This is a genomic window from Caballeronia cordobensis, assembly GCF_001544575.2.
Lineage (GTDB): Bacteria > Pseudomonadota > Gammaproteobacteria > Burkholderiales > Burkholderiaceae > Caballeronia > Caballeronia cordobensis.
On record NZ_FCNY02000006.1, the window covers coordinates 333,191 to 356,827 of the forward strand.

Consider the following 23,637-nt stretch of genomic DNA (forward strand, 5'->3'; position numbering starts at 1 on the left):
CGATGCTGCAACGCCTTCCCGATGTTATCGATGCTGCGACGGATAGCTTTTGAAATCGCGTATGGCAAACACGAACAAGGCGCTCATCGTTTCCGCGGCTTTAGCCTCGGCAATGTGGATGCCGTTGCGCGCAGCGGCGGCGTCGATTGCTTCCGCGCCGTATGGCGCGACGCAGCAAGGGCAGGCCGTCGTGCAATACACGCTCTCGAATGCGCGCGGCGTGACGATGAACTGCATCACGTATGGCGGCATCGTCACGCGGCTCGATGTGCCGGACCGGCGCGGACGTCGCGCGGATATCGTGCTGGGCTTCGGCTCGCTTGGCGACTATGAGAAGTACAACGGCAAGATTCATTTCGGCGGCTTGGTCGGGCGCTATGCGAACCGCATCGCCGACGGACGCTTCGACCTCGATGGACACACCTACAAGTTGCCCGTCAACGAGCCGCCGAACACGCTGCACGGCGGCCCGCACGGTTTCGACGAAAAAGTCTGGACCGTGGTCAGGACGTTTCAGGGTACACAGGGCGCGGGCGTGCAGCTTCGTTATGTGAGCAAGGACGGCGAAAACGGCTTTCCCGGCACGCTGACCGTCGATGTCACGTACACGCTCACGGACGACAACGAAGTGCGCATCGACTACCGCGCGAAGACGGATAAGCCGACGGTCGTGAACCTCACGAATCACAGCTACTTCAATCTCGCGGGCGAGGGCAGCGGCAGTGTCGAAGGACAACTCGTGATGATCGCGGGATCGGGCTATACGCCGACGCGTCCCGATTCGATTCCGACGGGCGAGATCGCGAGTGTCGAGAACACGCCGCTGGATCTGCGCGCGCTGACGCCGATCGGCGCACGGCTGCGGTCGTCGAACCAGCAGATGCGTTTCGCGCACGGCTACGACCACAACTGGAAGCTCAACAAGAATGGCCAGCACAATGGCGAGGCGACCTTTGCGGCGCGCGCCTACGATCCGTCGAGCGGACGCGTGCTGGATGTCTACACGACCCAGCCCGGCCTGCAGTTCTACACGGGCAATGGTCTCGATGGCAGCGTGATCGGCGCGTCGGGCACGGCGTACCGGCAAACCGATGGCTTCGCGCTCGAAACCCAGCATTTCCCCGATTCGCCGAATCATCCGGCGTTTCCCTCGACCGAACTCAGGCCCGGCGACGAGTTTCACGAAGTCACGGTCTGGAAGATCGGCGTGCGGTGAGCTTTTGAAGCGGACTCGTGGATGGGCGGGCGCGAAGCTTTCGCGTCCCGCACATGGCCTCACGCGTTGCGCGAGAAACAGGTGCGGGACGCGAAGCCGCGTCTAATCGCATTTCACGACGCGGCGGGCGCAAAACCGCACGGCCGATCGTGCTCTCTCAGGCTGCCCTCGGTCGGGATTGGCTTGAATGCAAAATACAGCATGCAGAATGCCGACTTGTACTTTGCATTTCGCATGCAGGCGGTTGGGGATTACGCGGCGGCCTTGTTCGGGCCGGCGTCCGCGTGATCCTGCGCGAGAAGGTCGAGCAGCCGCAGCACGCGCGCACGCTGTGTCGATACGAGATCGCTTTCGTCGCCAAGCGCGGCAAGCCGCTTTTTCCAGTAACCGCGATCCAGATACGCGAATGTTCCCGGCGCGCCCGATAGCGCGAGCGAGCGGATCATGTGCTCGAGATGATCCAGTTGCGCATCGGCCATGCGGGCCGGCTTGAGCGCCGCCTGCGCGGTGCGCGCGACTTGCAAGACTTTCGACTTTCCCATGTGTGACGCCCCGACGTCGTGTTTTTTTGCGTTGCCTGTGGCTGTGCTCTTGATGTGAAGCGGCCGTAAGCCACAGAAAAGCAGGAGGCAGCGCCGTGCCGGCAGCCTGACGGCAGGAATCGCCGACCTGACGTCCGCCACGCGGCACGCGCTGCTCCCTGTCTCCAAGATATACCGGCATGCCGAATACGCTTTACCATGCGTCTCATTTGCCGGCACATATCGTGCGCCGCGATCCACCCGAAGGACGAACCGATACATCGCCGACGCCATGCCCGCCGATTCCGACCCGCCTGTTCTGTTCACGCGTTTTTCGACGCAAGCGTTTGCCCGCGAGCGGCAACTGCTCGCATGGCGCGACCGGGTCGGGCATGTCGTGGATGTCCTGCCGGCGAAGGATCAGATCGCGCGGGGCTTTGCGGGCAGCATCGACCTTTATGCGGCGGGCGGGCTCGTCTTCACCGAGGCGCGCACCGAAGCGCTCGTGCTCGAAAGGTCGATCGCGCGCGTTTCGACCGATACGCGCCGCGATTTCGCGTTTCACGTCTACATGCAAGGCGAGACGGGCCATGTCAGCGGCCTGAGCGTCAAGCGCAGTGCGCGCGGTTCGGTGCGGGGCATCATCGCGTTCGATCTGAATCAGCGCTTCGTCGTCGAGCGCCCGGCGTGCCACGTGTTGACGATGTTCCTGCCGCGCGCGATCGTCGCCGCGCATGTCGACGATTGCGATGCGTTGCACGGGCGCGTCGTGCCTGAGGACGCGCCGCTCGCGCGATTCCTGTTCGAGCATTTCGATGCGACCGCGCGCGCCTTGCCCGCGCTCGCACGCCCCGATGCGATCGATGCGTTCGACGCCGGCGCGCAACTCCTGCTCGCCGCGTTCGCGGACCGGCCGCACGCCTTGCACGAATCGCGCGCGGCGTTACAGACGGCGGTGAAGGGCCAGGTGAAGCGATATGTCGAGACCCATCTGCACGAGACCGATCTCACGCCGACGAAGATCGTCGAAGCGCTCGCCCTGAAGCGCGCGACGATCTATCGATGGTTCGAGCAGGAGGGCGGCCTCGCCGCCTACATCCGGCATCGCCGCTTGCGTGAGGCCGCCGATGAAATCGCGCGCTTTCCGAATCTGCAGATTGCGGATATCGCGTTCGGTCTCGGCTTCAAGAGCGCGTCGGATTTCACGCGCGCGTTTCGCCGCGCCTTCGACGTGAGTCCGCTGGAAATGCGTCTGCGCGCGCTCGAACTGCTGCGCGCCGCGCAGGACGATCCCCTCACGCGCTCGCGCGCCGCGCACTCGCGGGGCGTTCGGGAAAGCGGCTGAGCGCGAGGAGCGTGACGCAGTTGGCCGCCAGCAGATACCACGCGGGCGTCATCGCGTCGCCGGTCGCGCCGATGAGCCATACGACCGCGAGCGGAGAAAAGCCCCCGAAAATAACGACGCCGAATGTGTAGATCACGGCGAGGCTCGCCGCGCGCCGGTGCTTCGGAAAGGCTTCGAGCATGAGCACCGAGCCCGCGCCCGCATTGTTGAGCGCGAGCGCGACATAGAGCAGGATGATGACGAGCGCGAGGTCGTCGGGCGCGCCTTGCGTGAGGGCGTGAAAGGCGGGATAAACCGTGGCGAGCGCCGCCGCGAGCGACGCGTATTGCAGCGTCTTGCGGCTCCTCAGCCGGTCCGCCGCGAGCGCGACGAGCGGCGTGACGACGAGAATCACGAGACCGGAGAGCGACGCGATCGTCAGGCTGATCGTCGCGGGCCGATGCAGCGTGTGCGTCAGATAGCTCGGCATGTAGAGCACGGCGATGTAGATGCTCGACGAAGGCGCGGCCATCATCAGAATGCCGCAGACGAGTGGCCGCGCGTGCTCGCGCAGCACGATGGCAAGCGGCGCGCGCGGGAGGCGCGCTTTCGAAGCCTGCGCTTCGCCGGGCATGCGCCGCAGGAACCAGCCGAGCGGCGCGATCAAGCCGCCGATGACGAAGGGCACGCGCCATCCCCATTGCGCGAGTTCGGCGGGCGAGAGCAGCGCGGCCGTGCAGGCGCCGACAAGGGCCGCCACGCAGGCCGCCGCGCCCTGGCTCGCGCCGCGCCAGCTGACGATGAAGCAGCGCCGCTCGTAAGGCACGGACTCCATCAGCAACGCCGACGCCGGGCCGATCTCGCCGCCCGCCGCGAGCCCTTGCAGCAGGCGCGCCAGCACGATCAGCACGGTGGCGCTCGCGCCGATCTGCGCATGCGTGGGCAGACATGCGATGAGCCAGGTGCCCGCGGCCATCGCGGCGATGGACAGCCGCATGCCGGCCTCGCGGCCGCGCCGGTCGGCGTATCGGCCGATCAGCACCGCGCCGAGCGGCCGCATCACGAAACCCGCGCCGAATGTCGCGAGCGAAAGCAGCAGCGACGAAGCGCCGTCGTGCGCGGGGAAGAACAGCCGGCCGATGATCGCCGCGGAAAAGCCGTACACGGTGAAGTCGTAAGCGACGAAGCCGTTGCTGATGACCGTCGCCACGATGATGCGCGTCAGATTCGGCGACGCGTTTCGAGGATCACTTTTAGTCATGAATGAACGAGGATTGAAGCATCTGAGCCTGGCTATCGATATTAACGGCCGCATTGTGCAGATCTTTTGGCGTTTCGTCGCGATCATCCACCGATACACGCGCGCGCGTGCGCGCGTAATATACGTTCACCTTTCGTGGACCCTTCGGATCGATGGCTTACCAACCCGCATACGAACGAGGACTCGTCTTCATGGATGACGCCACGCGCGAATTCGACCGTTTGCGCCCGCGCTTGCAGGGCATCGCGTATCGCATGCTCGGTTCGGTTGCGGAAGCCGAAGACATCGTGCAGGACGTCTGGCTGCGCTGGCATGCGGCGGCGCGCGATGCGATCGAAAACGCCGAGGCGTGGCTCGTCGCTGTGACCACGCGCCATTCGATCGACCGCCTGCGCGCCGCGAAAACGCAGCGCGAACACTACGCCGGCATCTGGCTGCCCGAGCCGCAGATCACCGAGCCGCCCGCCACGCCCGAGGAAGTCACCGAGCATGCGGACGATGTCTCCGTCGCGTTCCTGATGCTGCTCGAACGCCTGACGCCCGAGGCGCGCGCGGCGTTTCTGCTGCGCGAAGTCTTCGATGCGGATTATCCGGAAGTCGCCGATATCATCGGCAAGTCGGAGGCCGCGTGCCGCCAGCTCGTGAGCCGCGCAAAAGCGCAATTGCGCGAGCAACGTCCGCGCCGCTCGGTGCCGCGCGAGGTCTATCGGCGCTTGTTGCATACTTTCGCGCGCGCGATCGAGGCCGGCGATTTCGCCACGATCAACGCGTTGCTCGCGGATGAAGCGACGCTCGTGGGCGACGGCGGCGGGCGCGTGCCCAGCTTCCCGAAACCGCTTCTCGGCGGCAGGCGCATCGCGCAGCTTTTCTACGCGGCGTTCCTGCGCTACGGAAAGGGCGTGCGTTTCGAGCTCGTCATGCTCAATGATCAATGGGCGCTCTTGCGCTTCATTGAGGACAAGCTCGAATCCGCGCAGACGTTCGATATCGAAGACGAGCGCATCGTGCGCGTTCAGGTGCAGCGCAACCCGGACAAGCTCCGGCGCATCGCGGCCATTCATGGCGGCGGATCATGAATCGCCGGCGATTGATGCGTGCGAGGCAACAGCGTGCGCACGTTCGCGAGGCTACCGGGAGAACGCATCCAAACCTACGATGACATCCATGCCGAACACCCACCACGCATGGAGCCATCATGACGCAGCGAATCAACTATGTTCAAAAATCGCCCGAACTGTTCAAGAAGTTCTATGAATTCAGCCTGGCGGTGAAGGAGTGCTCGATCGAGCAGTCGACACGCGACCTCGTGACGCTGCGCGCGTCGCAAATGAATGGCTGCGCCTTCTGCGTCGATATGCACGTGAAGGAAGCGAAGATCCACGGCGAGCGCGAGTTGCGCACGCATCATGTCGCGATCTGGCGTGAATCGACGCTGTTCTCGCCGCGCGAGCGCGCCGCGCTGGCGTGGACGGAAGTGCTGACGCGCTTGCCCGAGCACGGCGTGCCCGACGAACTGTACGCACGCGTGCGCGAGCAGTTTCAGGAGAAGGAGTTGTCGGACCTGACTTACATCATCATCGAAATCAACGGATGGAATCGCGCGAATGTCGCGTTCCAGACGGTGCCGGGCTCGTCCGACAAGGTCTTCGGGCTGGACAAGGCCAATCTGTCGTAAGCGCCTTCGCGCCGTCATTCGCTCAACGGAGGACCGATCATGCACAGCATCAAACGCGTGGGACTGGCGCTCGTCGTCGGATGTGCGGCATTCGTCGCGAATACGGCGCATGCCGCGCCGGAGGCCATCGTCAAGGAGCTCATGACGAAGCCGCTTCCCGAGTACCCCGGCAAGGAAGCGCTGATGATCAGCGTGGAATATCCGCCGGGCGCGGTGGACCCTGTGCATCGTCACGACGCGCACACCTATGTCTACGTGCTCGAAGGCACCATCATCATGCAGCTCAACGGCGGCAAGACCGTGACGCTCAAGCCGGGCGACACCTTCTACGAAGGCCCTGACGATGTGCACACGGTGGGCCGCAACGCGAGCAAGACGAAACGCGCGAAGTTCATCGTGCTGCTCCTGAAGGACACGGGCGCGCCCGTGCTGAAGCCGGTGCAACAATAAATCGCGCGTGGCGCGTCACAAACCGTGCGGCACGAACGTCTAGTGGATCAGAGCCACTACGTTTCGTGCCGCCATGCCATCAGACCTTGCGTTCCATTCCGACGATTCGCTCGCCTATAGCTTCGCGACCAGCTATGCGGGCGTGGTGTCGTTCCTGGCCGTCGCCAACGAAGGCAGCTTCGCGAAAGCGAGCGATCGCCTCGGCATCGGCCGTTCCGCCGTCAGCCGCAACGTGCAGAAGCTCGAAGCGCAGCTCGACGCGCGGCTTTTTCTTCGCACCACGCGCAGCACGTCGCTGACGCGCGAGGGCGAGCTCTTCTACAAGAATTGCCAGCCGGGCGTGGAACGCATCGTGCAGGCGCTCGAAGATATGCGCGAGTTGCGCCACGGGCCGCCACGCGGACACTTGCGCATTGCGTCGACGCCGGGCTTCGGCCGCAAGGTCGTCGCGCCGCTGCTCTCGGCCTTCAACGCGAAGTATCCCGACATCGCGCTCGAATTGCTGCTGAGCGACCGGGCGTGCGATTTCACGGCGGAGCGCGTCGATGTCGCGTTTCGCGACGGTCATATGGAAGACAGCGAAGTCGTCGCGAAGCAATTGATCCCGATGCAGATGATCGTGTGCGCCTCGCCGCGCTATGCGCGCGAGCATGGTCTGCCGCGCCGTATCGACGATCTGGACGGGCATCGCTGCATCAATCTGCGCACGTCGAGCGGGCGCGTCGCGGAGTGGGAATTCAAGGTCGATGGCCTGGTGCAGACCCGCTCGCCCGCCGCGCGGCAAACGTTCAACGATATCGATCTGATGCTGCAGGCGGTGCTCGACGGGCAGGGCATCGCGCAACTGCCCGCGTATCTCGTGTGCGATGCCGTGAAGGCGGGGCGGCTCGCGATGTGTCTCGCGCAATATGCGCCCGAGGACGGCGGCCACTATCTCTGCTACCTCAGCCGCAAGCAGTTGCCCGCGCGTGTGCGCGTCTTCGTCGATTACATGACGGAAGCGACGCGCGCGCTCGATCTGCATTGCTTCACCACGACGATCACGAACGCCAGCGCGCCGGCGCTGACGCCGGTGGGTTGATTGATGCATCGAAGGCAACACGGCGTGTCCGCTCGCGACGCTACCGCAGGCATGCGCGCACGCCTACGATGCAAGCCACGAGCAGACACGAGCGACGCACTGAGCGATCATCGCTGTCATCGCTCGCACAAGAGGTCGTCATGGAGCCACTCGAACCGCCGCCCGTCAGCCTGCTCGACGCCTATCGAGGCGACGAGGTCCAACCGCTGTATGCGACGACCGTCACCGTCACGGGCGGCGATGCGGGGCATGGCCGCGCTTCGGGCGTAGCCCGCTCCGATGACGGCAACCTCGATCTCGAACTGCGCATGCCGCAGGCGCTCGGCGGCCCTGGCGGCGGCACCAATCCGGAACAGTTGTTCGCGGCGGGCTATGCCGCGTGTTTTCATGGCGCGCTGGTGTTGCTGGCGGCGCGCGCGGGGATCGTCGTGGAGGCGGCGAGCGTCTCCGTCACGATCGAATTCGCGCGCGATCCGATGGATGGGCTCTTCCTGCTCACCGCGCACACGCGCGTGCAGATGCAAGGCGTCGAACGCGCGGTGGCGGAGGAGCTCGTGCGCAACACGGAACGCTTCTGCCCGTACACGAAGATGACGCGCAAGGGCATCGTCAACATCGTCGCGCTCGACATGCCCTGATCATTCGATCGGCACGCGCGCGGCCTGATCGAGCGTGTGCGCCTGCGCCGATGCATCGCGCCGGCTCAATGCACCGAGCGCGAACGCGGCGACGAACGCGGGAATCGCGAGCAGCGTGAAGACCGCGCCGAACTGCATGCCCATGCTCATGAGCAGGCCGCCCGTCATCGCGCCCGCGACCGCGCCCATGCGCCCGATGCCGAGCATCCAGGCGACGCCCGTCGCGCGGCTCTGCGTGGGATAGAACGATGCGGCGAGCGATGACATCGACGTGACCGCGCTCGTTACCGCGGTGCCCGTCAGGAAGATCAGCACGGCGAGCCAGAACTGATCCGCCACGCCGCGCCCGATCGTGAGCACGAGCGCCGCGGCGAGCACGTAGGCGCAGGCATTCACGCGCCGCGGGTTGGCCTTGTCCATCACCCAGCCGAGACACAGGTTGCCCAGAATGCCGCCGAGCGGAAAGAGCGATGTCGTGAGCGCCGCGCGTTCGGCGGAAAAGCCCGCGTCCTTGAACAGCGTCGGCAACCAGTTCGTCAGCAGATAGAAGATCATCAGGCCCATGAAATAGGCGAGCCATAACATCGACGTGCCGAAGCGATAGGGCCGCGAAACGATGAGCGCGAGCGAAGACTTGTCCGCACCTTCCGAGCGCGTATCGGCCGTGGTGAACGCGATGGATGCGCCTTGCGCGAGACGCGCGTCGTTCGAGATGCGCCGCAAGACACGCGCGATCTTTTCCGCGGGGCGCTTTCTCACGACCATGAATTGCGCGGACTCGGGCAGCATGAAGATCAGCAGCGCCGTCAGCACGATCGGACCGACGCCGCCTGCAACTAGCACGCTCTGCCAGCCGAAATGCGGAATAAGCCATGCCGCGCATAAACCGCCGAGCGAAAGGCCTACGGAAAAGCCGCAGAACATCGTGTTGACGGCGACCGCGCGGCTGCGCGCGGGCGCGTATTCCGACATCAGCGTGACTGCATTGGGCATGGCGGCGCCCAGCCCTAAGCCCGTGAGAAAACGCCACGCGGTCAGCGCTTCGACCGATGTTGCCTGCGCCGAGGCGAGACTCCACACGCCGAAGAAGAACACGGAAAGCACGAGCACGGCTTTACGTCCGATGCGATCGGCGGCCGGTCCCGCCGCGAGCGCGCCGATGCCGAGCCCGACGAGCGCCGCGCTCATCACCGGTCCCAATGCGGCGCGCGCGATGCCCCAGTCGCTCGTCAGTGACGGCGCGATGAAGCCGATCGCCGCGGTATCGAAGCCATCGGCGGCCACGACCAGAAAGCACAGGATCAGGATGATCCATTGATACGGCGAGAAGCGCTCGCCGTCGATGAAGCTCTGGACCTCGATGGTCCGTATGGTCTTCTCCATGCCGGTATGTCTCCATTGATTGATAAGAACGATGGCGGCTTTCTTCGTGCCGCTATGCCCTGCGCTTCAACGCACGGCAGGCGAAAGGCTTCTGAATTCCACGCGCCGGATGATGCGGCTCTCCTGCGCGACGATGAGATGCGCCGAGGCGTGCAGATAGGCGGGCCATTCGGGATCGTTGTCGCGCGCGGTGCGACGCTGGTCGTAATCCGCGATGCTTTCGTAGCCCCAGAGATGCACGACCTGATTCAACGCGCCGATATCGCTCATATAAAAGCCGACGGGCGCGCCGAGATACTTGAGCTGGATCGGCATGGCGAGGCGATCGAATGCATCGATGAATTCGGCCATGCCGCGCGGCTTGATCGTATAGATGCGGTGATCGATGAAAGGCTTGCTCATGCCGCGCTCCTCAGTTCGTTCGTGGTGACGCGGGCATCGCTTCGGCCTGCGAGATGCAATCCGGTGAGATAGCCGAATGTCATGATCGGGCCGAGCGTAATGCCAGCTCCTGGATAGTTGCCGCCCATGACGCTCGCGCGATCGTTGCCGACGGCATAGAGGCCGGCAATCGGCTCGCTGCCTTGCAGAACCTGGCCGTACGGATTCGTCGCGATGCCGTCGAAGGTGCCGAGATCGCCCATCACGAGTTTGAGGGCGTAATAGGGGCCTTCGCCAAGCGGTGCGACGCAAGGATTCGGTTCGTGCGCGGGATCGCCGAGATAGCGATTGAACGAGGTCGCGCCGCGGCCGAATGCGCTGTCCTTGCCTTGAGTCGCATCTCGGTTGTACTCGCGCACGGTGGGTTCCAGCGCGTTGGCGTCGATGCCCGTGCGCATCGCGAGATCCGACAGCGTGCGGCCTTTGACGAGGTAACCGCTTTTCAGATGCGGCCCGAGCGGCATCGGCGCGGGCTTCGCAAAGCCGAGACCGTACTTGCGAATCGTCGCGTGATCGCAGATCAGCCACATGGCCGTTTCTTTTTCATCGCGGCAGGCTTCGATCATCGCCGCGCCGACATCGTGATAAGAATTCGATTCGTTCGTGAAGCGCACGCCGCCGCGTGTCACGCCGATCACGCCGGGCTTGTAGCGATCGAGCAAATGAGGAAACACGCCGTATTGGCCGTCTTTCAACGGCACGCGCGAGACCGGCATCCACGCGGCGGCCTGCGGATAGCGGATATCGACACGTCCGCCCACGCGTTCGGCCATGCGCGCGCCATCGCCGGTATTGCCCGCGGGCACGGGCGATACGTGTTCGCCGCCGCGCCGCACATGGGGATAAGCCTTCGCAACGCGGGCGATATCGTGCGAGAAGCCGCCGCAAGCGAGCACGACGCCACGTCGCGCGGCAATGCGCATCTCGCGGCCATCGGCGATCACGATGGCCCCGGTCACGCGGCCCTTCACCGTGACGAGTTCCTTCGCACCGGTTCGCGTGTGAATCGAAATGCCGAGATCGATGGCGGACTTGGCGAGACGCGCCGCAAGCGCGTTGCCGCTCGTGATCTGCACGCCGCGTCGATAAAGCGCGAGTTCGCCGATATGACTCGCAAGACGCCTGGCGACATACCACGCGGACGCGAGCGATTTCGTCGCGTTGAAGAAATGCTTGAGATCGGCGCTCGACGAATTGAACATCATGCCGATGAACGTGATCGTCTTGAGCGGCGGACGCAGCCGCGCGATATCGCGGCCCAGTTCACGCGCATCGAACGGCTTCGCGACGACGGAGCGCCCCACGTCCACGCCACCCGGCGCATCGGGATGATAGTCGGGATAGAGCGTCGGCAAGAACTTCACCGATGTCTCGCGCTCGAAGAAATCGATCATGCGCGGGCCGTTGTCGAGAAATGCATCGACGGCGGCCGCGTCGTACATCGCGCCGGTTTCGCCGCGCAGATAGCGCACGGCCGCCTCGCGGGTATCGTGAACGCCCGCTTCCTTCGCGTGGCGATTGCCGGGTATCCACAGCACGCCGCCCGAGAACGCGGTCGTGCCGCCGAAGTAGTCTTCTTTCTCGACGACGATCACGTCGAGCCCTTGCTTCTTCGCTGTAATGGCCGTCGAGAGGCCGCCTGCGCCCGAGCCGATTACGAGCACGTCGCAAGCGAGATCGGACGACCGCGTTACGGTAGTCATGATGTTGTCCTCCGATTGATTCAGACAGTGCGCGCGGCTTCGAAGCCCGGACGCGGAACGAGATCCATCAGCATGCATTCGAAGCCGCCGTCCACGGCAAGCTCTGCGCCGTTCACATAAGCCGCGCGATGGCTCGCGAGAAAGGCGACGACTTCCGCGATATTGCGCGGTTCGCCGATGCGCCGGCTCGCGGTCATTGCGCTGCGGCGCGTTTCGACATCGCCTTGTTCATAGAACGCTTTCGAGAGCGGCGTGCGGATCATGCCGGGGCATATCGCGTTGCTGCGTACGCCGCGCGCGCCCCATTCGGCGGCAATCTGACGCGAAAGCATGGCGATGCCGGCCTTGCTCGGGCTATAGGCGCCACTCCATGTCTGCGGATGATGCGCCGCGACCGATGCGATATGCACGATGCTGCCCGCGCCGCGAGCGAGCATGCGGCGCCCGAATGCCTGCGCGCATAACATATAGCCCGTGAGATTGACGGCGAGCATCGCGTTCCACGCATCGAGTCCGATATCTTCGATGCCGCCCGCTCTCAGCAGGCCTGCGTTATTCACGAGCACGTCGGCGTGGCCGAATCGGCGTTCGACCTGATCGCGGGCGCGATTCACGCTCGCAGGCTCGGCGATATCGCAGGCCACGGCCATCACGTCCGCTCCGTTTGCACGCAGCGCATCGGCGGCTGCATGACAACCTGCTTCATCGCGATCCAGCAAGGCGATGCGTGCGCCCGCATCGGCGAATGTCGTGGCAATGGCGCGGCCGATGCCGCCCGCGGCGCCCGTCACGACGCACGTGCTCGATTCGAGGCCGAGCCAATGCGGCGCGGTATGATCCCGCGCGATCTGATTAGTCATCCTTGTCTCCTGATTCAGTTCGATGCGAAGGCGCGATAACCTTGCGCCGTGAAAAAAGTATATTCACGGCCATGCATGAAAGATTGGACAAAGGCGGCAGACGACAGGACAATTTGTGCATCAGGAGATGCACGGCATGAGGAAAATCCCTAACTACAACTTATATGGAGAATCGGCGCGTCCGCCGTGGTACGACGCGTTCAACTTCGAATGGATCGTCGAGCGCAGCGCGCCGAACGACTGGCATATCGACGCGCACCGGCATGACGCCCTCTTGCAGTTTCTGTACATTCGCGGCGGTGGCGGAGAGGTGCTGATCGAGAACAGCATGATCGAGATCGCGCCGCCTTGCGTCATCATGCTGCCCGCGCAAACGGTGCATGGCTTCAATTTCGCGCCGGGCGTCGATGGTCTCGTCGTGACGGTCGCGCAGCGATCCATCGAAGCGCTTGCGTCTGTCGCCGCGCCCGGACTCATCGCCGTCTTGCAGCGCGCGGGCGTGTTTCGCGTGAGCGCGCAGTCTGTCAAAGAGAGCGCGTTCATGCCGATTCTCGAATTGCTGGAGAAAGAGTTTCGCGCGACGGACCGCGGCCACATGGCGGCCGGCATGTCGCTGCTCGTTGCACTTTTCGTGCAGGTGGCGCGCATGTGCGAGAGCGCGTCGGCGCCGAGCGTCGCCTCGACGGAAAGGCGCGCGCAGCAGATCAAGCGGTTCAGGCAACTGGTGGCCGCGCACTTTCGCGAGCATCGTCCTGTCGAGTTCTATGCGCACAAGCTCGGCGTGACCGTCACGCAACTCGGGCGCGTGTGTCGCGAAGAACTATCGAGTTCGCCGCTTGCGATGATCAACGAACATCTGGTGCGTGAAGCGCAACGCGATCTCGTCTATTCGACGATGTCGGTCAAGCAGATCGCGCACGGACTCGGCTTTGCCGATATCGCGTATTTCAGCCGCTATTTCCGCAAGCAGACCGGCGTTACGCCGACGCAGTTTCAGGCGCAAGCGCATAAGGCGCTGGCCATTCAATAGCCAACGCGCGCGCCAATCCAGGGTTGCCATGCGCCTGCAGGCGTGCGAAGCTTCGCCGTGCTGTCAGAACAAGAAGATCGAACGCGCCCGAGCGAGACCAGTCCGGTTCAATCACCCTTCCGAGGAGGGAGCATGATCGCACTGTCATCGCATCGCGCGGCGCACGAGGCGTCGCGGCGTTTCCGGTTCAAGGCACACCGAATGCTGAGCGCGTGGCTCGTGTTGAGCGCGGCCGTTCATCTGGCGCATGCCGATACGCAAACGGGTTATACGCTGCCGCCGCCGCCCAGCGAGTTATACGGCGATCTTTTCGTGGCCGTGCAGACAGGCGGCGTGTATCCCGACCAGAAGACGTTCGTCGATGCGGTGCCCAAGATCGATCCCGCGCAGATCGTGCAGGCTTATCAGCAGCAGAAGCTTGCGCCGGGCTTCGTGCTCAAGAATTTCGTCGCGCAATATTTCACGCCGCCGACGGATCAGAGCATCACGCCGCCACCGAATCAGAGCTTGCGCGAGCATATCGACTGGCTGTGGCCAGAACTCACGCGCCTGACCACGACCGCGAACGTGCCGCCCAACAGTTCGCTGATTCCGATGCCGAAGCAATACGTCGTACCGGGCGGACGCTTTCGCGAAGGTTACTACTGGGACACCTATTTCACGATGCTGGGCCTTCAGGAAGCGGGCCGCGAAGATCTCGTCGACGACATGCTCGATAACTTCGCGTATCTGATCGACACCATCGGGCATATTCCAAACGGCAATCGCACCTATTACGTGAGCCGTTCGCAGCCGCCGTTCTTTTCTTATATGGTCGAGCTTGCCGCGCATAAGGAAGGCGGCCGCGTGTATCAGAAGTATTTGCCGCAATTGCGGCGTGAACACGATTACTGGATGCAGGGTGAAAACACGCTGCAACCGGGCGATGCGGTGCGCAACGTCGTGATGCTGCCGGATAAAACGGTGCTGAACCGCTATTGGGATGCGCGCGACACGCCGCGCGACGAGTCGTATCTCGAAGACGTGAACACGGCGAAGCAGGTCGCGAACCGCCCGGCGAACGAGGTCTATCGCGACCTGCGCGCGGCTGCCGAAAGCGGCTGGGATTTCAGCTCGCGCTGGTTCGGCGACAACATGACGCTCGCGACGATACGCACGACATCGATCATTCCCGTCGATCTGAACAGCCTGATGTTCCACCTCGAAACGACGATTGCAATCGGCTGCGGCGAGGCGCGCGATTTCCGTTGTGTCGGCGAGTATGTCGGACGCGCGGCAAAGCGGGCTATCGGCATCAACCGGTATCTGTGGAACAAGAACGGCTATTACGGCGACTACGACTGGAAGCTCGGGCAGCCGCGCAACAACCCGTCGGCGGCGATGCTTTATCCGCTCTTTGCGAATGTTGCGTGGCCGGAGCGCGCGCACAAGACCGCCGAGACCGTCGAGGCATTGCTGCTGAAACCGGGCGGTCTCACGACGACCACCTACAACACGACGCAGCAATGGGACGCGCCCAATGGCTGGGCGCCGCTGCACTGGATCGCGGTGCAGGGCTTGCGGCGATACGGTCGAGGCGATCTCGCGCAGCAGATCGGCACGCGTTTTCTTGCCGATGTGAACAACGTCTATAAGACGCAGCAAAAGCTCGTGGAGAAGTACATCGTGGAAGGCGAGGGAACGGGCGGCGGCGGAGGCGGTGAATATCCCTTGCAGGATGGTTTCGGATGGACGAACGGCGTGACGCTGAAGCTGCTGGATCTCTACGCGCCCGGCCAATGAGGATTCGACATCGCCGCTGTGCCACGCGGCGATGTCGTTGATACCTGCATTGCGCTAACTGTCTTTCGCCTGCTTTTGCCGCCGGTACTCCGGCACGGGCAGGCCGCCCCAGCCCCAGTTTTCCAGTTCCACTTCCTGAATGACGACGAAGGTCGAATCGAGCGGCTTGTTCAACACATCGCGCAACAACTCGCTCACGCCTTTGATGAGCTGCGCTTTTTCATCGGCGGTGACGGCATTCGTGCCAGGCGTGTTGCCTTCGCGTGTCACCTGGATGGTAACGATCGGCATGACGATCTCCTTGGATTCGGATACGGCGAAGCGCCCCGCGAAGGGCGCGTTCGCACACGGCAAACAATCGATCAATGTCCCGCGCTTTGGCCGCCATCGACGTGCAGGATTTCGCCCGTGACGAACGGCGCGGAGTCGAGATACAGCACTGCATTGGCGATGTCGCTCATTTCGCCCATGTGTCCGACCGGATGCAGGGCGCCGAGCGCTTCGTGCGTTTCAGGCGCGTGCATCGGCGACTTGATGATACCGGGCGACACGGCGTTCGCGCGAATGCCGGCCTTCGCATATTCGATCGCGAGCGATTTCGTCGCGGCATTCAGGCCGCCCTTCGTAAGCGATGCCAGCACGGAAGGCACGCCGCTCACCGCATGATCCACGAGACTCGTCGTGATGCTGACGATATGACCGCTGCCGTTCTTTTCCATCTGCTCGATGGCCAATTGCGTGATATGGAAGAAGCCGTTCACATTCACGTTCAGCACCGCGGCGTAGTCCTCCTGCGTGTATTGTGTGAAAGGCTTGGCGACGAAGATGCCGGCGTTGTTGACGAGCGTATCGATGCGGCCGAACTTGGCGATCGCCGCTTCCACGACGCGCTGTGCGGTGGCGCGATCGCCGATATCGCCCGCCACGGCGATCACATTCGGATCGTCGGTTTGCTGAATGGAACGGGCGGTCGCGACGATGCGATAACCTTGTGCGCGAAATGCGGCGACGATTGCCGCGCCGATGCCTTGCGATGCACCGGTCACGATAGCGACTTTGTTTGCGTTGCTCATGATGAACCTCGATAAATGATGTTTTGGGCCTGTTGCGGATCGGACCGACGGCTCCGATGGGTCGTAATCTAGGCCTTTCGAGGTGCGTTGCGTACACACGCGGTGGACTATCAGTCTTGCGTGCGAGGAACAAATGCGCGCCGCGCTCGCGGATCGGGCGAATTCGGTTTCATCAGATGAACGGAGAACACTCTTGGCCTTGATTCAAGTGAAAGCATTCGTATTCGACGTATTCGGCACCGTGGTGGACTGGCGTGGCGGCGTCGCGCGCGAGGCGGCGCCGTTCCTGCAAAGGCATGGCGCGGCGGACGCACGGCCCGAGGCCTTCGCGGATGCATGGCGCAGCCGCTATGTGCCCGCCATGCGCAAGGTGATCGGCGGGGAGCGACCTTTCGTGCGGCTCGACGTGCTGCACCGCGAGAATCTCGTGGCTATGCTGCCGGAATTCGGCATCGACCCGAACGAGATTGCTGCGGAAGAACTCGACGAATTGAATCTCGCGTGGCATCGCCTCGATCCGTGGCCGGATTCGATATCGGGTCTGCAAAGGCTGAAGGCGCGCCATATCATCGCGCCGCTTTCGAATGGCAATGTCCGACTGATGGTGGATATGGCCAAGCGTGCCGGCTTGCCCTGGGATGCGATTCTCGGCGCGGAGATCGCGCAAATCTACAAGCCCGATCCGCAGGCTTATCTGCGCACCGCCGACGTATTGATGCTGAAACCGGAAGAAGTGTGCCTCGTCGCCGCGCATAACGACGATCTCGCCGCCGCGAGAAAGTGCGGCCTGCGCACTGCGTTCGTCGCGCGTCCGTATGAGCGCGGTCCTGCGCAAACGGTCGATCTGAAAGCCGAAAGCGACTGGGATGTCATCGCGAACGACATGAACGAACTGGCCGATGCGGTAGGCGCCTGAGCGCCGTTCACATCGGCCGGATCAATCTTTATGCGACGCCTTCGACGACGCGGAAATCGCGCACCACGGAATCGCCGAGTACTTCCAGTGCATGCTGATATGTCGCGCTGTTATACGCCGCGACAGCCGCGTCGAGCGAGTCGAATTCGATCACGACGGTGCGCTCGATGACGCCTTCGTCTTGCGTCAACGAAGCGACGCCGCGAACGAGCGGGCGGCCGCCGGCTTCCGCAATGACCTGCGTCGCAATCTTCGCGTATTCTGCCGCCTGCTCGGGCTTCATGATCTTCTTGTACACGCTGACCCAGTATCCTTTTGCCATCTGTATCTCCAGTGTTTGACGGGCGCGGTGCGCCGTGATGTGTCCGGCGGCCAGCATAGCAAATTCTTTTGCGCGGTGAGGGTGCAGCGATTCCTCGCGTTTCCGTGAAAGGTGCTTTCCGGCGCTCGGGGTTAACCCGAAAGAATCGGCGTCATAGACTTCGGTCACTGATTCGAACGTCATCGCGTTCGTAGCCAGGCACCTCATAACACTGGAGTTTCATCATGAAGTCGATCATCCGCGCCGCAGTCGTCGCAACCGCTCTCGTCGTTCCCGTCGCTTCGTTCGCGCAAAGCCAGATCACGCGCGCCCAAGTGCGTGCAGAGCTCGCGGAGCTGTCGAGCGTCGGCTATCACGTCGGCGACGGCGATCAGGCGCATTATCCCGAAGCGATTCAGGCCGCCGAAGCCAAGCTCGCCGCGCGCAACGGCGCAACGGCTTATGGCGGCGCGGCGGACAGCGCTTCGCAATCGGGCGGAGCGCGCGTCTCGCAATCCGACTGGAACGCGATGTACACGCGTTAAAGCGTGATCAATCGGCGGCGTATTTCCGGTCGAGCTCGTCGAAAAGCGGTTTGTTGACGAGCCGTTGACGTTCGTTGAACGGCGCGACGACAGCGGGATCTTCATCGAGCCGGCCTTGCGACTTCAACGCGCCGAGCGCCGTCTGCATGCCGCGCACGGCGCTCTGCAATGCGGCATTCGCGTACAGCACGAGACTGAAGCCGAGGCGTTCGAGATCGGCGCGATCGGTGACGGGCGTCTTGCCGCCGATCACGATGTTGATGAGTTGCGGCGCGTCGAGCAGCCCCGGCAACGCTGCGATTTGCTCCGGCGTTTCGATCGCTTCGACGAAGAGAATGTCCGCGCCGGCTTCCACGAATGCACGTGCTCGCTCGATCGCCGCATCGAATCCTTCGACCGCACAGGCGTCGGTGCGCGCGATGATCTGGAAGTTCTCGTCTTCGCGCGCATCCACGGCCGCGCGAATCTTGCCCACCATTTCGTTGGTCGAGATTACGGCCTTCCCGGCGAAATGGCCGCATTTCTTCGGCATGACCTGATCTTCGAGTTGAATCGCATCGGCGCCTGCGCGCTCCAGCGTGCGCACCGTGTGACGCACGTTGAGCGCATTGCCGAAGCCCGTATCCGCATCGACGATGAGCGGAAGATCCACGGCATCGCGAATGCGCGACGTATGTTCCGCGATTTCCGCAAGTCCGACGAAGCCGAGATCCGGCATGCCGAGCGACATGTTCGTCACGCCCGCGCCGGTGATATAAAGCGCTTCGAAACCCAGATCGGCGACGATGCGCGCGCTCATGGCGTTGAAGGCGCCGGGCAACAGCAGCGCGCGGCGCGCGTTGACCCGTTCGCGAAAGGCGGCCCGGCGGCGGGAGGAAGAAGTGGTCATGGCTTCGGTTCCGGAAAAGGGTTCGTGTTCGTCGTTGACGTGTGCCATGTTAGCGCGGGCCGTTCTTCGGCGCTCATGCAACGATCATGCAGCGTTCATGCACTTTTCACGCAAAGCCGAACAACGCACGCGGCGAATCGCGCAATACGATGGTTCGCAGTGATGCATCCGGAATCCAGCGCGCAAGCGCATCGCGCGAGGCGTCATAGTCGATCACGCTGCGATGCTGCGTATGCGGCCAGTCGCTTCCCCATACGAGCCGCGCCGCGCCGAATGAATCCAGCAAGGATTCAGTCAGCGTAGTGCCGAGCGAAACGCCGCTTTCGCCAATGACGCAGCGATAAGCCGCCGATAACTTCACCCAGACGCGGCCGCTCTTTGCCGTCGTCAAAAGATAGCGAAAGCCCGGATCGTTCGCGCCGAATTCAGGATCGGGCCGGCCGAAATGATCGATCACGACCGTGCAGTCCTGCTCGACGAGCGGCGTGACGAGCATCGGCAGATCTACCGCATCGCGATGAATCTCGACATGCCAGCCGAGCGCGTTGATGCGGGCGAAGAGATCGCGCCATTGCGCCGCGCGCAGATCGGGCAGCGCGAGACCGATAAGATTCAACCGCATGCCCACGACGCCGGACGCCGCGAGCCGCTGCAATTCGCTGTCGCTAATGGATGGATCGATGACGGCCACGCCGCGAAAGCGCCGTGGATAACGCAGCAATACATCGAGAAAGAAGGCGTTGTCGGTGCCGAGAAAACTGGGCTGCACGAGCACGGCGTGCGACAGGCCTTTCGCGCGCAAGTGGCTGGCATAAGCATCGAGCGTCGCATCGTAGTCCGGTGCGTGACGCCGATGCGATGCGAGCGGAAGGCCGCGCACGAAGACATGCGCGTGACTGTCGATTGCCTCGATCGATGCGGGCGTCGCTTCGAGCCATTGCTCGTTGGCGGGCGAAAGCGAATCCACCGCATCGGCAAGGCCGGGTTGAAGTGATTGCGTCATGGGTTATCCAATGTGCTTGGGCGAGTGCTCGCTCGAAGCGGCTTGCGCGGGCGCGGCCGCCATGCGGCGCCCCTTGGTTTCGGGCAGCAGCAACGCGGCCACGACGACGAGGCCGTACGCAATGCCCGCATCGATGCCGAGCGCCTGTCCGAGCGGCATCGAATTGCCCATATGCCCGACCAGCACCGGGAACACAGCGGAGACGACGCGCCCGAAGTTGTAGCAGAAGCCCACGCCCGTGCCGCGCACCCCTTGCGGATAAAGCTCGTTGAAAAGCGCACCGAGCGTCGCGGGAATGCCTGCGGAAAAGAGGCCAAGCGGGAAGCTGAGGATCAGCATCGCGATATCGCCGACAGGCAGGAACACGTAGACGTTGACCGTAACGGCGCAGCAGATCGCGAACAGAATCACGTTCTTGCGACGGCCGATCTTGTCTTGCAGCCAGGCGCTGACGAAGCAGCCCACGATGAACGCAGTAATCACGACGGCCAGATAGCCGCCCGTGCCGAGCACCGACAAGTGACGTTCGGTTTTGAGGTAAGTCGGCAGCCAGGTGGTGATGGCGTGATAACCGCCATGCGCGCCGAGTCCGATCAGACCGCCGACGATGGTCGTGCGCAAGACCGAAGGATGAAAGATGCCCGCGAGAATGGCAAGCGCGCCCGGACGCTCTGTCTGATCGCTGGCTTCGATGCTTTTCGTTTCGCGCGGCGGCTCTTCGATATTTCGCCGCATATAAACGACCAGCAGCGCGGGAATCAGGCCGACCGCGAACAACACGCGCCAGGCCCAGTCGGGCGACACCCACGAGAACACCACGGTATAAAGCAGCACCGCGCCGGCCCAGCCGAAGCCCCATGCGCTTTGCACGATCCCCATGGCCTTGCCGCGATGTTTGGCGCGAATGGTCTCGCTGAGCAAGACCGCGCCCGCGGTCCATTCGCCGCCGAAACCGAGTCCCTGAAGCGCTTTGAGCACGAGCAATTGCTCGAAATTCTGCGCGAAGGCGCTAAGAAACGTGAACAGCGAAAACCACAGAACCGTCACTTGCAAAGCCTTGACGCGGCCGATGCGATCGGAAAGCACGCCGGCAAATAAGCCGCCCAATGCGCCGGCGACGAGTGTCGCGCCGCCGATCAGACCCGCTTGTCCCTTGCCGATGCCCCATGTCGCAATGAGCGTTGGAATGACGAGACTGAATAGCTGGGTATCGACGCCATCGAGCGCCCAACCTGCAAAACATCCCCATAGCGTGCGTTTTTCCGCCGTGGAAATCTCACGGTACCAATTCATTCTTGCGTCTCCTGTACGGGCCCCGAACCGATTGTCGTTCGATGTGTGAGTGCATTCTAGAAACGAAAGCGCGCCTCGCATACTATGGATACGTTCGTTTTTCATTGCATTTTGATATGCTCGCGCCATGGAGACGCGCAACCTCAAATACTTTCTCGCGGTTGTCGATGCAGGCAGCGTCACGCGCGCGGCCGAAGCGCTCGATATCGCGCAGCCCGCCCTGAGTCAGGCGCTGTCGCGCATGGAACGCGATCTCGGCGTGAAGCTCTTCGAGCGCACGCGGCGCGGCGCACAACTGACGGCAGCGGGCGAGGCGATCGTCGAGGACATCCGGCTGAGCGTGGCGCGCATCGACGCCGCCTCGCATCGCGCGCGCGAAATCGGCGCGCAGCGCGGCGGGCGGCTGACCATCGGCTTCGCATCGGCGGCACTCTTCAGCTTGCTACCGCGCGCCATTGCTGCGCTGCGCGAAGAAGTGCCCAATGTCGAACTCATGCTCAGGGAAATGAGCAATGCGGAGCAGGCGAGCGCGCTGGAGAAAGGCGTCATCGATATCGGCTTGCTGCATACGCCGGTTGCCGTGGGCGGTCGCATGCGCGAAAAGCTGATCGTGAGAGAGCGCTTGCTTGCCGTGCTGCCTGTGTCGTTTGCTATCGGCGAGGACGGCAAAGTCGGCCTGAAAGATCTTTCGGATGCGGGCCTCGTCTGGTTTCCGAGCGATCAATTGCCCGTGGTTCGCGCCGGCATTCTGAGTGCTTTTCGCAAAGCGGGATGCGAGGCCAATGTCGTGCAGGATGCAAATCGTTCGCTGACGGTTCTTGCGTGCGTTGCGGCGGGATGCGGCGCATCGCTGCTGCCGCAATCGGTCACGGCGCTGCAATTCGCCGGCGTGCGTTTCTGCGACGTGCGCGACGGCGATAACCTTCCGCCATTCGAGCTCAGCGCGATCTGGCCGACGCGTTCGCGCCCGACGCTCGCAGATCGCTTCGCGGCCTTGCTCGAAGCATGAGCGCATCGCATGATGCTGTCATGGCTCAACCGGAGACGAACATGAATGCACCGTTGAACGATCTGCCCTTACCCGAGGGCATCCGCGCGCGCATGATCGACAACGGCAACGGCCTTTCGATGCATGTGCTCGAAGCCGGATTCGAAGCGCCCGGCCGGCCCTGCATCGTGCTTCTGCATGGCTTCCCCGAGCTTGCCTATAGCTGGCGCAAGATCATGAAACCCCTTGCGGATGCGGGTTTTCATGTCGTCGCGCCGGACCAGCGCGGTTATGGGCGCACCCTCGGCGGCAACGCTTCGTTCGACGCCGACCTGAACGAATTCACCTTTCCCAATCTCGTGCGCGACGTGCTGGGCCTGGTTGCGGCGCTGGGTTATCGCAGGATCGCATCGGTGATCGGTCACGACTTCGGTTCGCCCGTGGCCGCGTGGTGCGCATTGATTCGTCCCGACGTATTCGCGTCCGTCGTGATGATGAGCGCACCGTTTGCCGGGCCGCCCGCGTTTGCCTTCAACACCGCGAAGAACGACGCAAAGCTTGCGCGCGTCGAAACGGCGCCGTCGGTGATGGCGGAGGCAGTGGCCGGGCTCGCGTCGCTCGATCCGCCGCGCAAGCACTATCAATGGTATTACTCGGGTGCGCAGGCCAACGACGACATGCGGCACGCGCCGCAAGGGCTCGCCGCGTTTCTGCGCGCGTATTACTACGTGAAGAGCGCGGACTGGGCGGGGAATCATCCGCATCCGCTGGCGTCCGTCACGACGGATCAGCTCGCGATGCTGCCCACGTACTACGTGATGAACGCCGATGCGACCATGCCGCAGACCGTCGCCGAACACATGCCGAAGGACGATGCATGCGCGTGGCTCCCGGATCGCGAACTGGATATCTATGCGAGCGAATACGCGCGCACCGGATTTCAGGGCGGATTGAACTGGTATCGCTGCGGCACCGACCCGTGTTATGCGGAGGCATTGCGCCTGTGGTCGGGGCGCACGATCGACGTGCCGTCGTGCTTCATCGCGGGCGCGAGCGATTGGGGCTATTACCAGCGTCCTGGCGATTTCGAAGCCATGCGCGTTCTGACCTGCACCGACTTTCGCGCCACACATCTGATCGAAGGGGCGGGGCATTGGGTGCAACAGGAGCAGCCGAGCACGGTAGCGAGCCGCATCTTGCGCTTTATGCGGCAGGACGCGCCCGCGGTCTGATCGCCTTGCCAGGAAATGTATCCATACGTTTC

The 23,637-nt window shown here is 63.3% G+C and carries 25 protein-coding genes; 13 read left to right on the forward strand and 12 right to left on the reverse strand.

The window, feature by feature from the left end; genetic code table 11:
• The first annotated feature begins 61 nt into the window (after positions 1-61).
• Positions 62-1,216, forward strand: coding sequence for an aldose epimerase family protein (locus tag AWB70_RS14140; RefSeq protein ID WP_053571481.1), 1,155 nt, complete (start codon positions 62-64; stop codon positions 1,214-1,216).
• 251 nt (positions 1,217-1,467) lie between these two features.
• Here the strand turns inward: AWB70_RS14140 and AWB70_RS14150 are convergent, their stop codons facing one another.
• Positions 1,468-1,758 (reverse strand): hypothetical protein, encoded by a 291-nt coding sequence (locus AWB70_RS14150; protein ID WP_050878621.1) that lies wholly within the window; start codon positions 1,756-1,758, stop codon positions 1,468-1,470.
• A 271-nt stretch (positions 1,759-2,029) separates the two neighbouring features.
• On the opposite strand from AWB70_RS14150, the gene AWB70_RS14155 reads away from it, so the two are divergent.
• On the forward strand, positions 2,030-3,082 hold the full coding sequence (locus AWB70_RS14155) for an AraC family transcriptional regulator (protein WP_053571480.1): 1,053 nt from the start codon (positions 2,030-2,032) through the stop codon (positions 3,080-3,082).
• Here AWB70_RS14155 and AWB70_RS14160 read toward each other — a convergent pair.
• Positions 3,033-4,322: an MFS transporter gene (locus AWB70_RS14160; protein ID WP_053571479.1), complete on the reverse strand. Its 1,290-nt coding sequence runs from the start codon at positions 4,320-4,322 to the stop codon at positions 3,033-3,035. The two genes, AWB70_RS14155 and AWB70_RS14160, sit on opposite strands and share 50 nt — an antisense overlap.
• 191 nt (positions 4,323-4,513) lie before the next feature.
• Here AWB70_RS14160 and AWB70_RS14165 point away from each other — a divergent pair, with 191 nt between their 5' ends.
• The 5 genes from AWB70_RS14165 (at position 4,514) to AWB70_RS14185 (ending at position 8,166) form a co-directional block, all read left to right on the forward strand.
• The gene (locus AWB70_RS14165; protein ID WP_053571478.1) at positions 4,514-5,398 is read left to right on the forward strand and encodes an RNA polymerase sigma-70 factor; all 885 of its coding nucleotides are present in this window, start codon (positions 4,514-4,516) and stop codon (positions 5,396-5,398) included.
• A gap of 119 nt (positions 5,399-5,517) precedes the next feature.
• Positions 5,518-5,997, forward strand: a complete 480-nt coding sequence (locus AWB70_RS14170) for a carboxymuconolactone decarboxylase family protein (protein ID WP_053571477.1) — start codon at positions 5,518-5,520, stop codon at positions 5,995-5,997.
• A 39-nt stretch (positions 5,998-6,036) separates the two neighbouring features.
• Complete coding sequence (locus AWB70_RS14175; RefSeq protein WP_014252507.1) at positions 6,037-6,447, forward strand: cupin domain-containing protein; 411 nt, start codon at positions 6,037-6,039, stop codon at positions 6,445-6,447.
• 73 nt (positions 6,448-6,520) lie between these two features.
• Positions 6,521-7,528 carry a LysR family transcriptional regulator gene (locus tag AWB70_RS14180; protein ID WP_053571476.1) on the forward strand — a complete coding sequence of 336 codons (1,008 nt, stop codon included), beginning with the start codon at positions 6,521-6,523 and terminating at the stop codon, positions 7,526-7,528.
• Between the two features lie 140 nt (positions 7,529-7,668).
• Entirely contained in the window at positions 7,669-8,166 is a 498-nt protein-coding gene (locus AWB70_RS14185; RefSeq protein WP_053571475.1) for an Ohr family peroxiredoxin, read from the forward strand.
• On the opposite strand, the gene AWB70_RS14190 is transcribed toward AWB70_RS14185, so the two are convergent.
• From AWB70_RS14190 to AWB70_RS14205, 4 genes are all read right to left on the reverse strand, one after another.
• Positions 8,167-9,549, reverse strand: coding sequence for an MFS transporter (locus AWB70_RS14190; protein ID WP_053571474.1), 1,383 nt, complete (start codon positions 9,547-9,549; stop codon positions 8,167-8,169).
• 66 nt (positions 9,550-9,615) lie between these two features.
• On the reverse strand, positions 9,616-9,951 hold the full coding sequence (locus AWB70_RS14195; RefSeq protein WP_053571473.1) for an NIPSNAP family protein: 336 nt from the start codon (positions 9,949-9,951) through the stop codon (positions 9,616-9,618).
• Complete coding sequence (locus AWB70_RS14200; RefSeq protein WP_053571472.1) at positions 9,948-11,693, reverse strand: FAD-dependent oxidoreductase; 1,746 nt, start codon at positions 11,691-11,693, stop codon at positions 9,948-9,950. Before AWB70_RS14200 ends, AWB70_RS14195 begins: the two co-directional genes overlap by 4 nt.
• A 20-nt stretch (positions 11,694-11,713) precedes the next feature.
• Positions 11,714-12,553 (reverse strand): SDR family NAD(P)-dependent oxidoreductase, encoded by an 840-nt coding sequence (locus tag AWB70_RS14205; RefSeq protein ID WP_053571471.1) that lies wholly within the window; start codon positions 12,551-12,553, stop codon positions 11,714-11,716.
• Positions 12,554-12,689: 136 nt separating this feature from the next.
• On the opposite strand from AWB70_RS14205, the gene AWB70_RS14210 reads away from it, so the two are divergent.
• Both AWB70_RS14210 and treA read left to right on the forward strand, forming a co-directional pair.
• On the forward strand, positions 12,690-13,583 hold the full coding sequence (locus tag AWB70_RS14210; RefSeq protein WP_053571470.1) for a helix-turn-helix domain-containing protein: 894 nt from the start codon (positions 12,690-12,692) through the stop codon (positions 13,581-13,583).
• Between the two features lie 132 nt (positions 13,584-13,715).
• Positions 13,716-15,365, forward strand: coding sequence for an alpha,alpha-trehalase TreA (treA, locus tag AWB70_RS14215; protein WP_053571469.1), 1,650 nt, complete (start codon positions 13,716-13,718; stop codon positions 15,363-15,365).
• Positions 15,366-15,419: 54 nt separating this feature from the next.
• On the opposite strand, the gene AWB70_RS14220 is transcribed toward treA, so the two are convergent.
• Both AWB70_RS14220 and AWB70_RS14225 read right to left on the reverse strand, forming a co-directional pair.
• Positions 15,420-15,656: a tautomerase family protein gene (locus tag AWB70_RS14220; RefSeq protein WP_014252498.1), complete on the reverse strand. Its 237-nt coding sequence runs from the start codon at positions 15,654-15,656 to the stop codon at positions 15,420-15,422.
• Positions 15,657-15,727: 71 nt separating this feature from the next.
• Positions 15,728-16,438: an SDR family NAD(P)-dependent oxidoreductase gene (locus AWB70_RS14225; protein WP_053571468.1), complete on the reverse strand. Its 711-nt coding sequence runs from the start codon at positions 16,436-16,438 to the stop codon at positions 15,728-15,730.
• 193 nt (positions 16,439-16,631) lie between these two features.
• Between AWB70_RS14225 and AWB70_RS14230 the strand changes: the two genes are divergently transcribed.
• Complete coding sequence (locus AWB70_RS14230) at positions 16,632-17,354, forward strand: haloacid dehalogenase type II (RefSeq protein WP_053571467.1); 723 nt, start codon at positions 16,632-16,634, stop codon at positions 17,352-17,354.
• Positions 17,355-17,382: 28 nt separating this feature from the next.
• Here AWB70_RS14230 and AWB70_RS14235 read toward each other — a convergent pair whose 3' ends face one another.
• Positions 17,383-17,676 (reverse strand): DUF1330 domain-containing protein, encoded by a 294-nt coding sequence (locus AWB70_RS14235; RefSeq protein ID WP_014252495.1) that lies wholly within the window; start codon positions 17,674-17,676, stop codon positions 17,383-17,385.
• A 224-nt stretch (positions 17,677-17,900) separates the two neighbouring features.
• On the opposite strand from AWB70_RS14235, the gene AWB70_RS14240 reads away from it, so the two are divergent.
• Positions 17,901-18,200, forward strand: a complete 300-nt coding sequence (locus AWB70_RS14240) for a DUF4148 domain-containing protein (protein WP_053571466.1) — start codon at positions 17,901-17,903, stop codon at positions 18,198-18,200.
• Between the two features lie 7 nt (positions 18,201-18,207).
• Here the strand turns inward: AWB70_RS14240 and AWB70_RS14245 are convergent, their stop codons facing one another.
• From AWB70_RS14245 to AWB70_RS14255, 3 genes are all read right to left on the reverse strand, one after another.
• Positions 18,208-19,089, reverse strand: coding sequence for an isocitrate lyase/PEP mutase family protein (locus tag AWB70_RS14245; protein WP_045462304.1), 882 nt, complete (start codon positions 19,087-19,089; stop codon positions 18,208-18,210).
• Positions 19,090-19,195: 106 nt separating this feature from the next.
• Entirely contained in the window at positions 19,196-20,092 is an 897-nt protein-coding gene (locus AWB70_RS14250) for an amidohydrolase family protein (protein ID WP_053571465.1), read from the reverse strand.
• A gap of 3 nt (positions 20,093-20,095) precedes the next feature.
• Positions 20,096-21,385, reverse strand: coding sequence for an MFS transporter (locus tag AWB70_RS14255; protein WP_053571464.1), 1,290 nt, complete (start codon positions 21,383-21,385; stop codon positions 20,096-20,098).
• A 127-nt stretch (positions 21,386-21,512) separates the two neighbouring features.
• Here AWB70_RS14255 and AWB70_RS14260 point away from each other — a divergent pair, with 127 nt between their 5' ends.
• Together AWB70_RS14260 and AWB70_RS14265 are read left to right on the forward strand one after the other, a co-directional pair.
• Positions 21,513-22,394, forward strand: a complete 882-nt coding sequence (locus AWB70_RS14260; RefSeq protein WP_014252490.1) for a LysR family transcriptional regulator — start codon at positions 21,513-21,515, stop codon at positions 22,392-22,394.
• Between the two features lie 41 nt (positions 22,395-22,435).
• Positions 22,436-23,605: an alpha/beta hydrolase gene (locus tag AWB70_RS14265; protein ID WP_053571463.1), complete on the forward strand. Its 1,170-nt coding sequence runs from the start codon at positions 22,436-22,438 to the stop codon at positions 23,603-23,605.
• Positions 23,606-23,637: the final 32 nt, after the last annotated feature.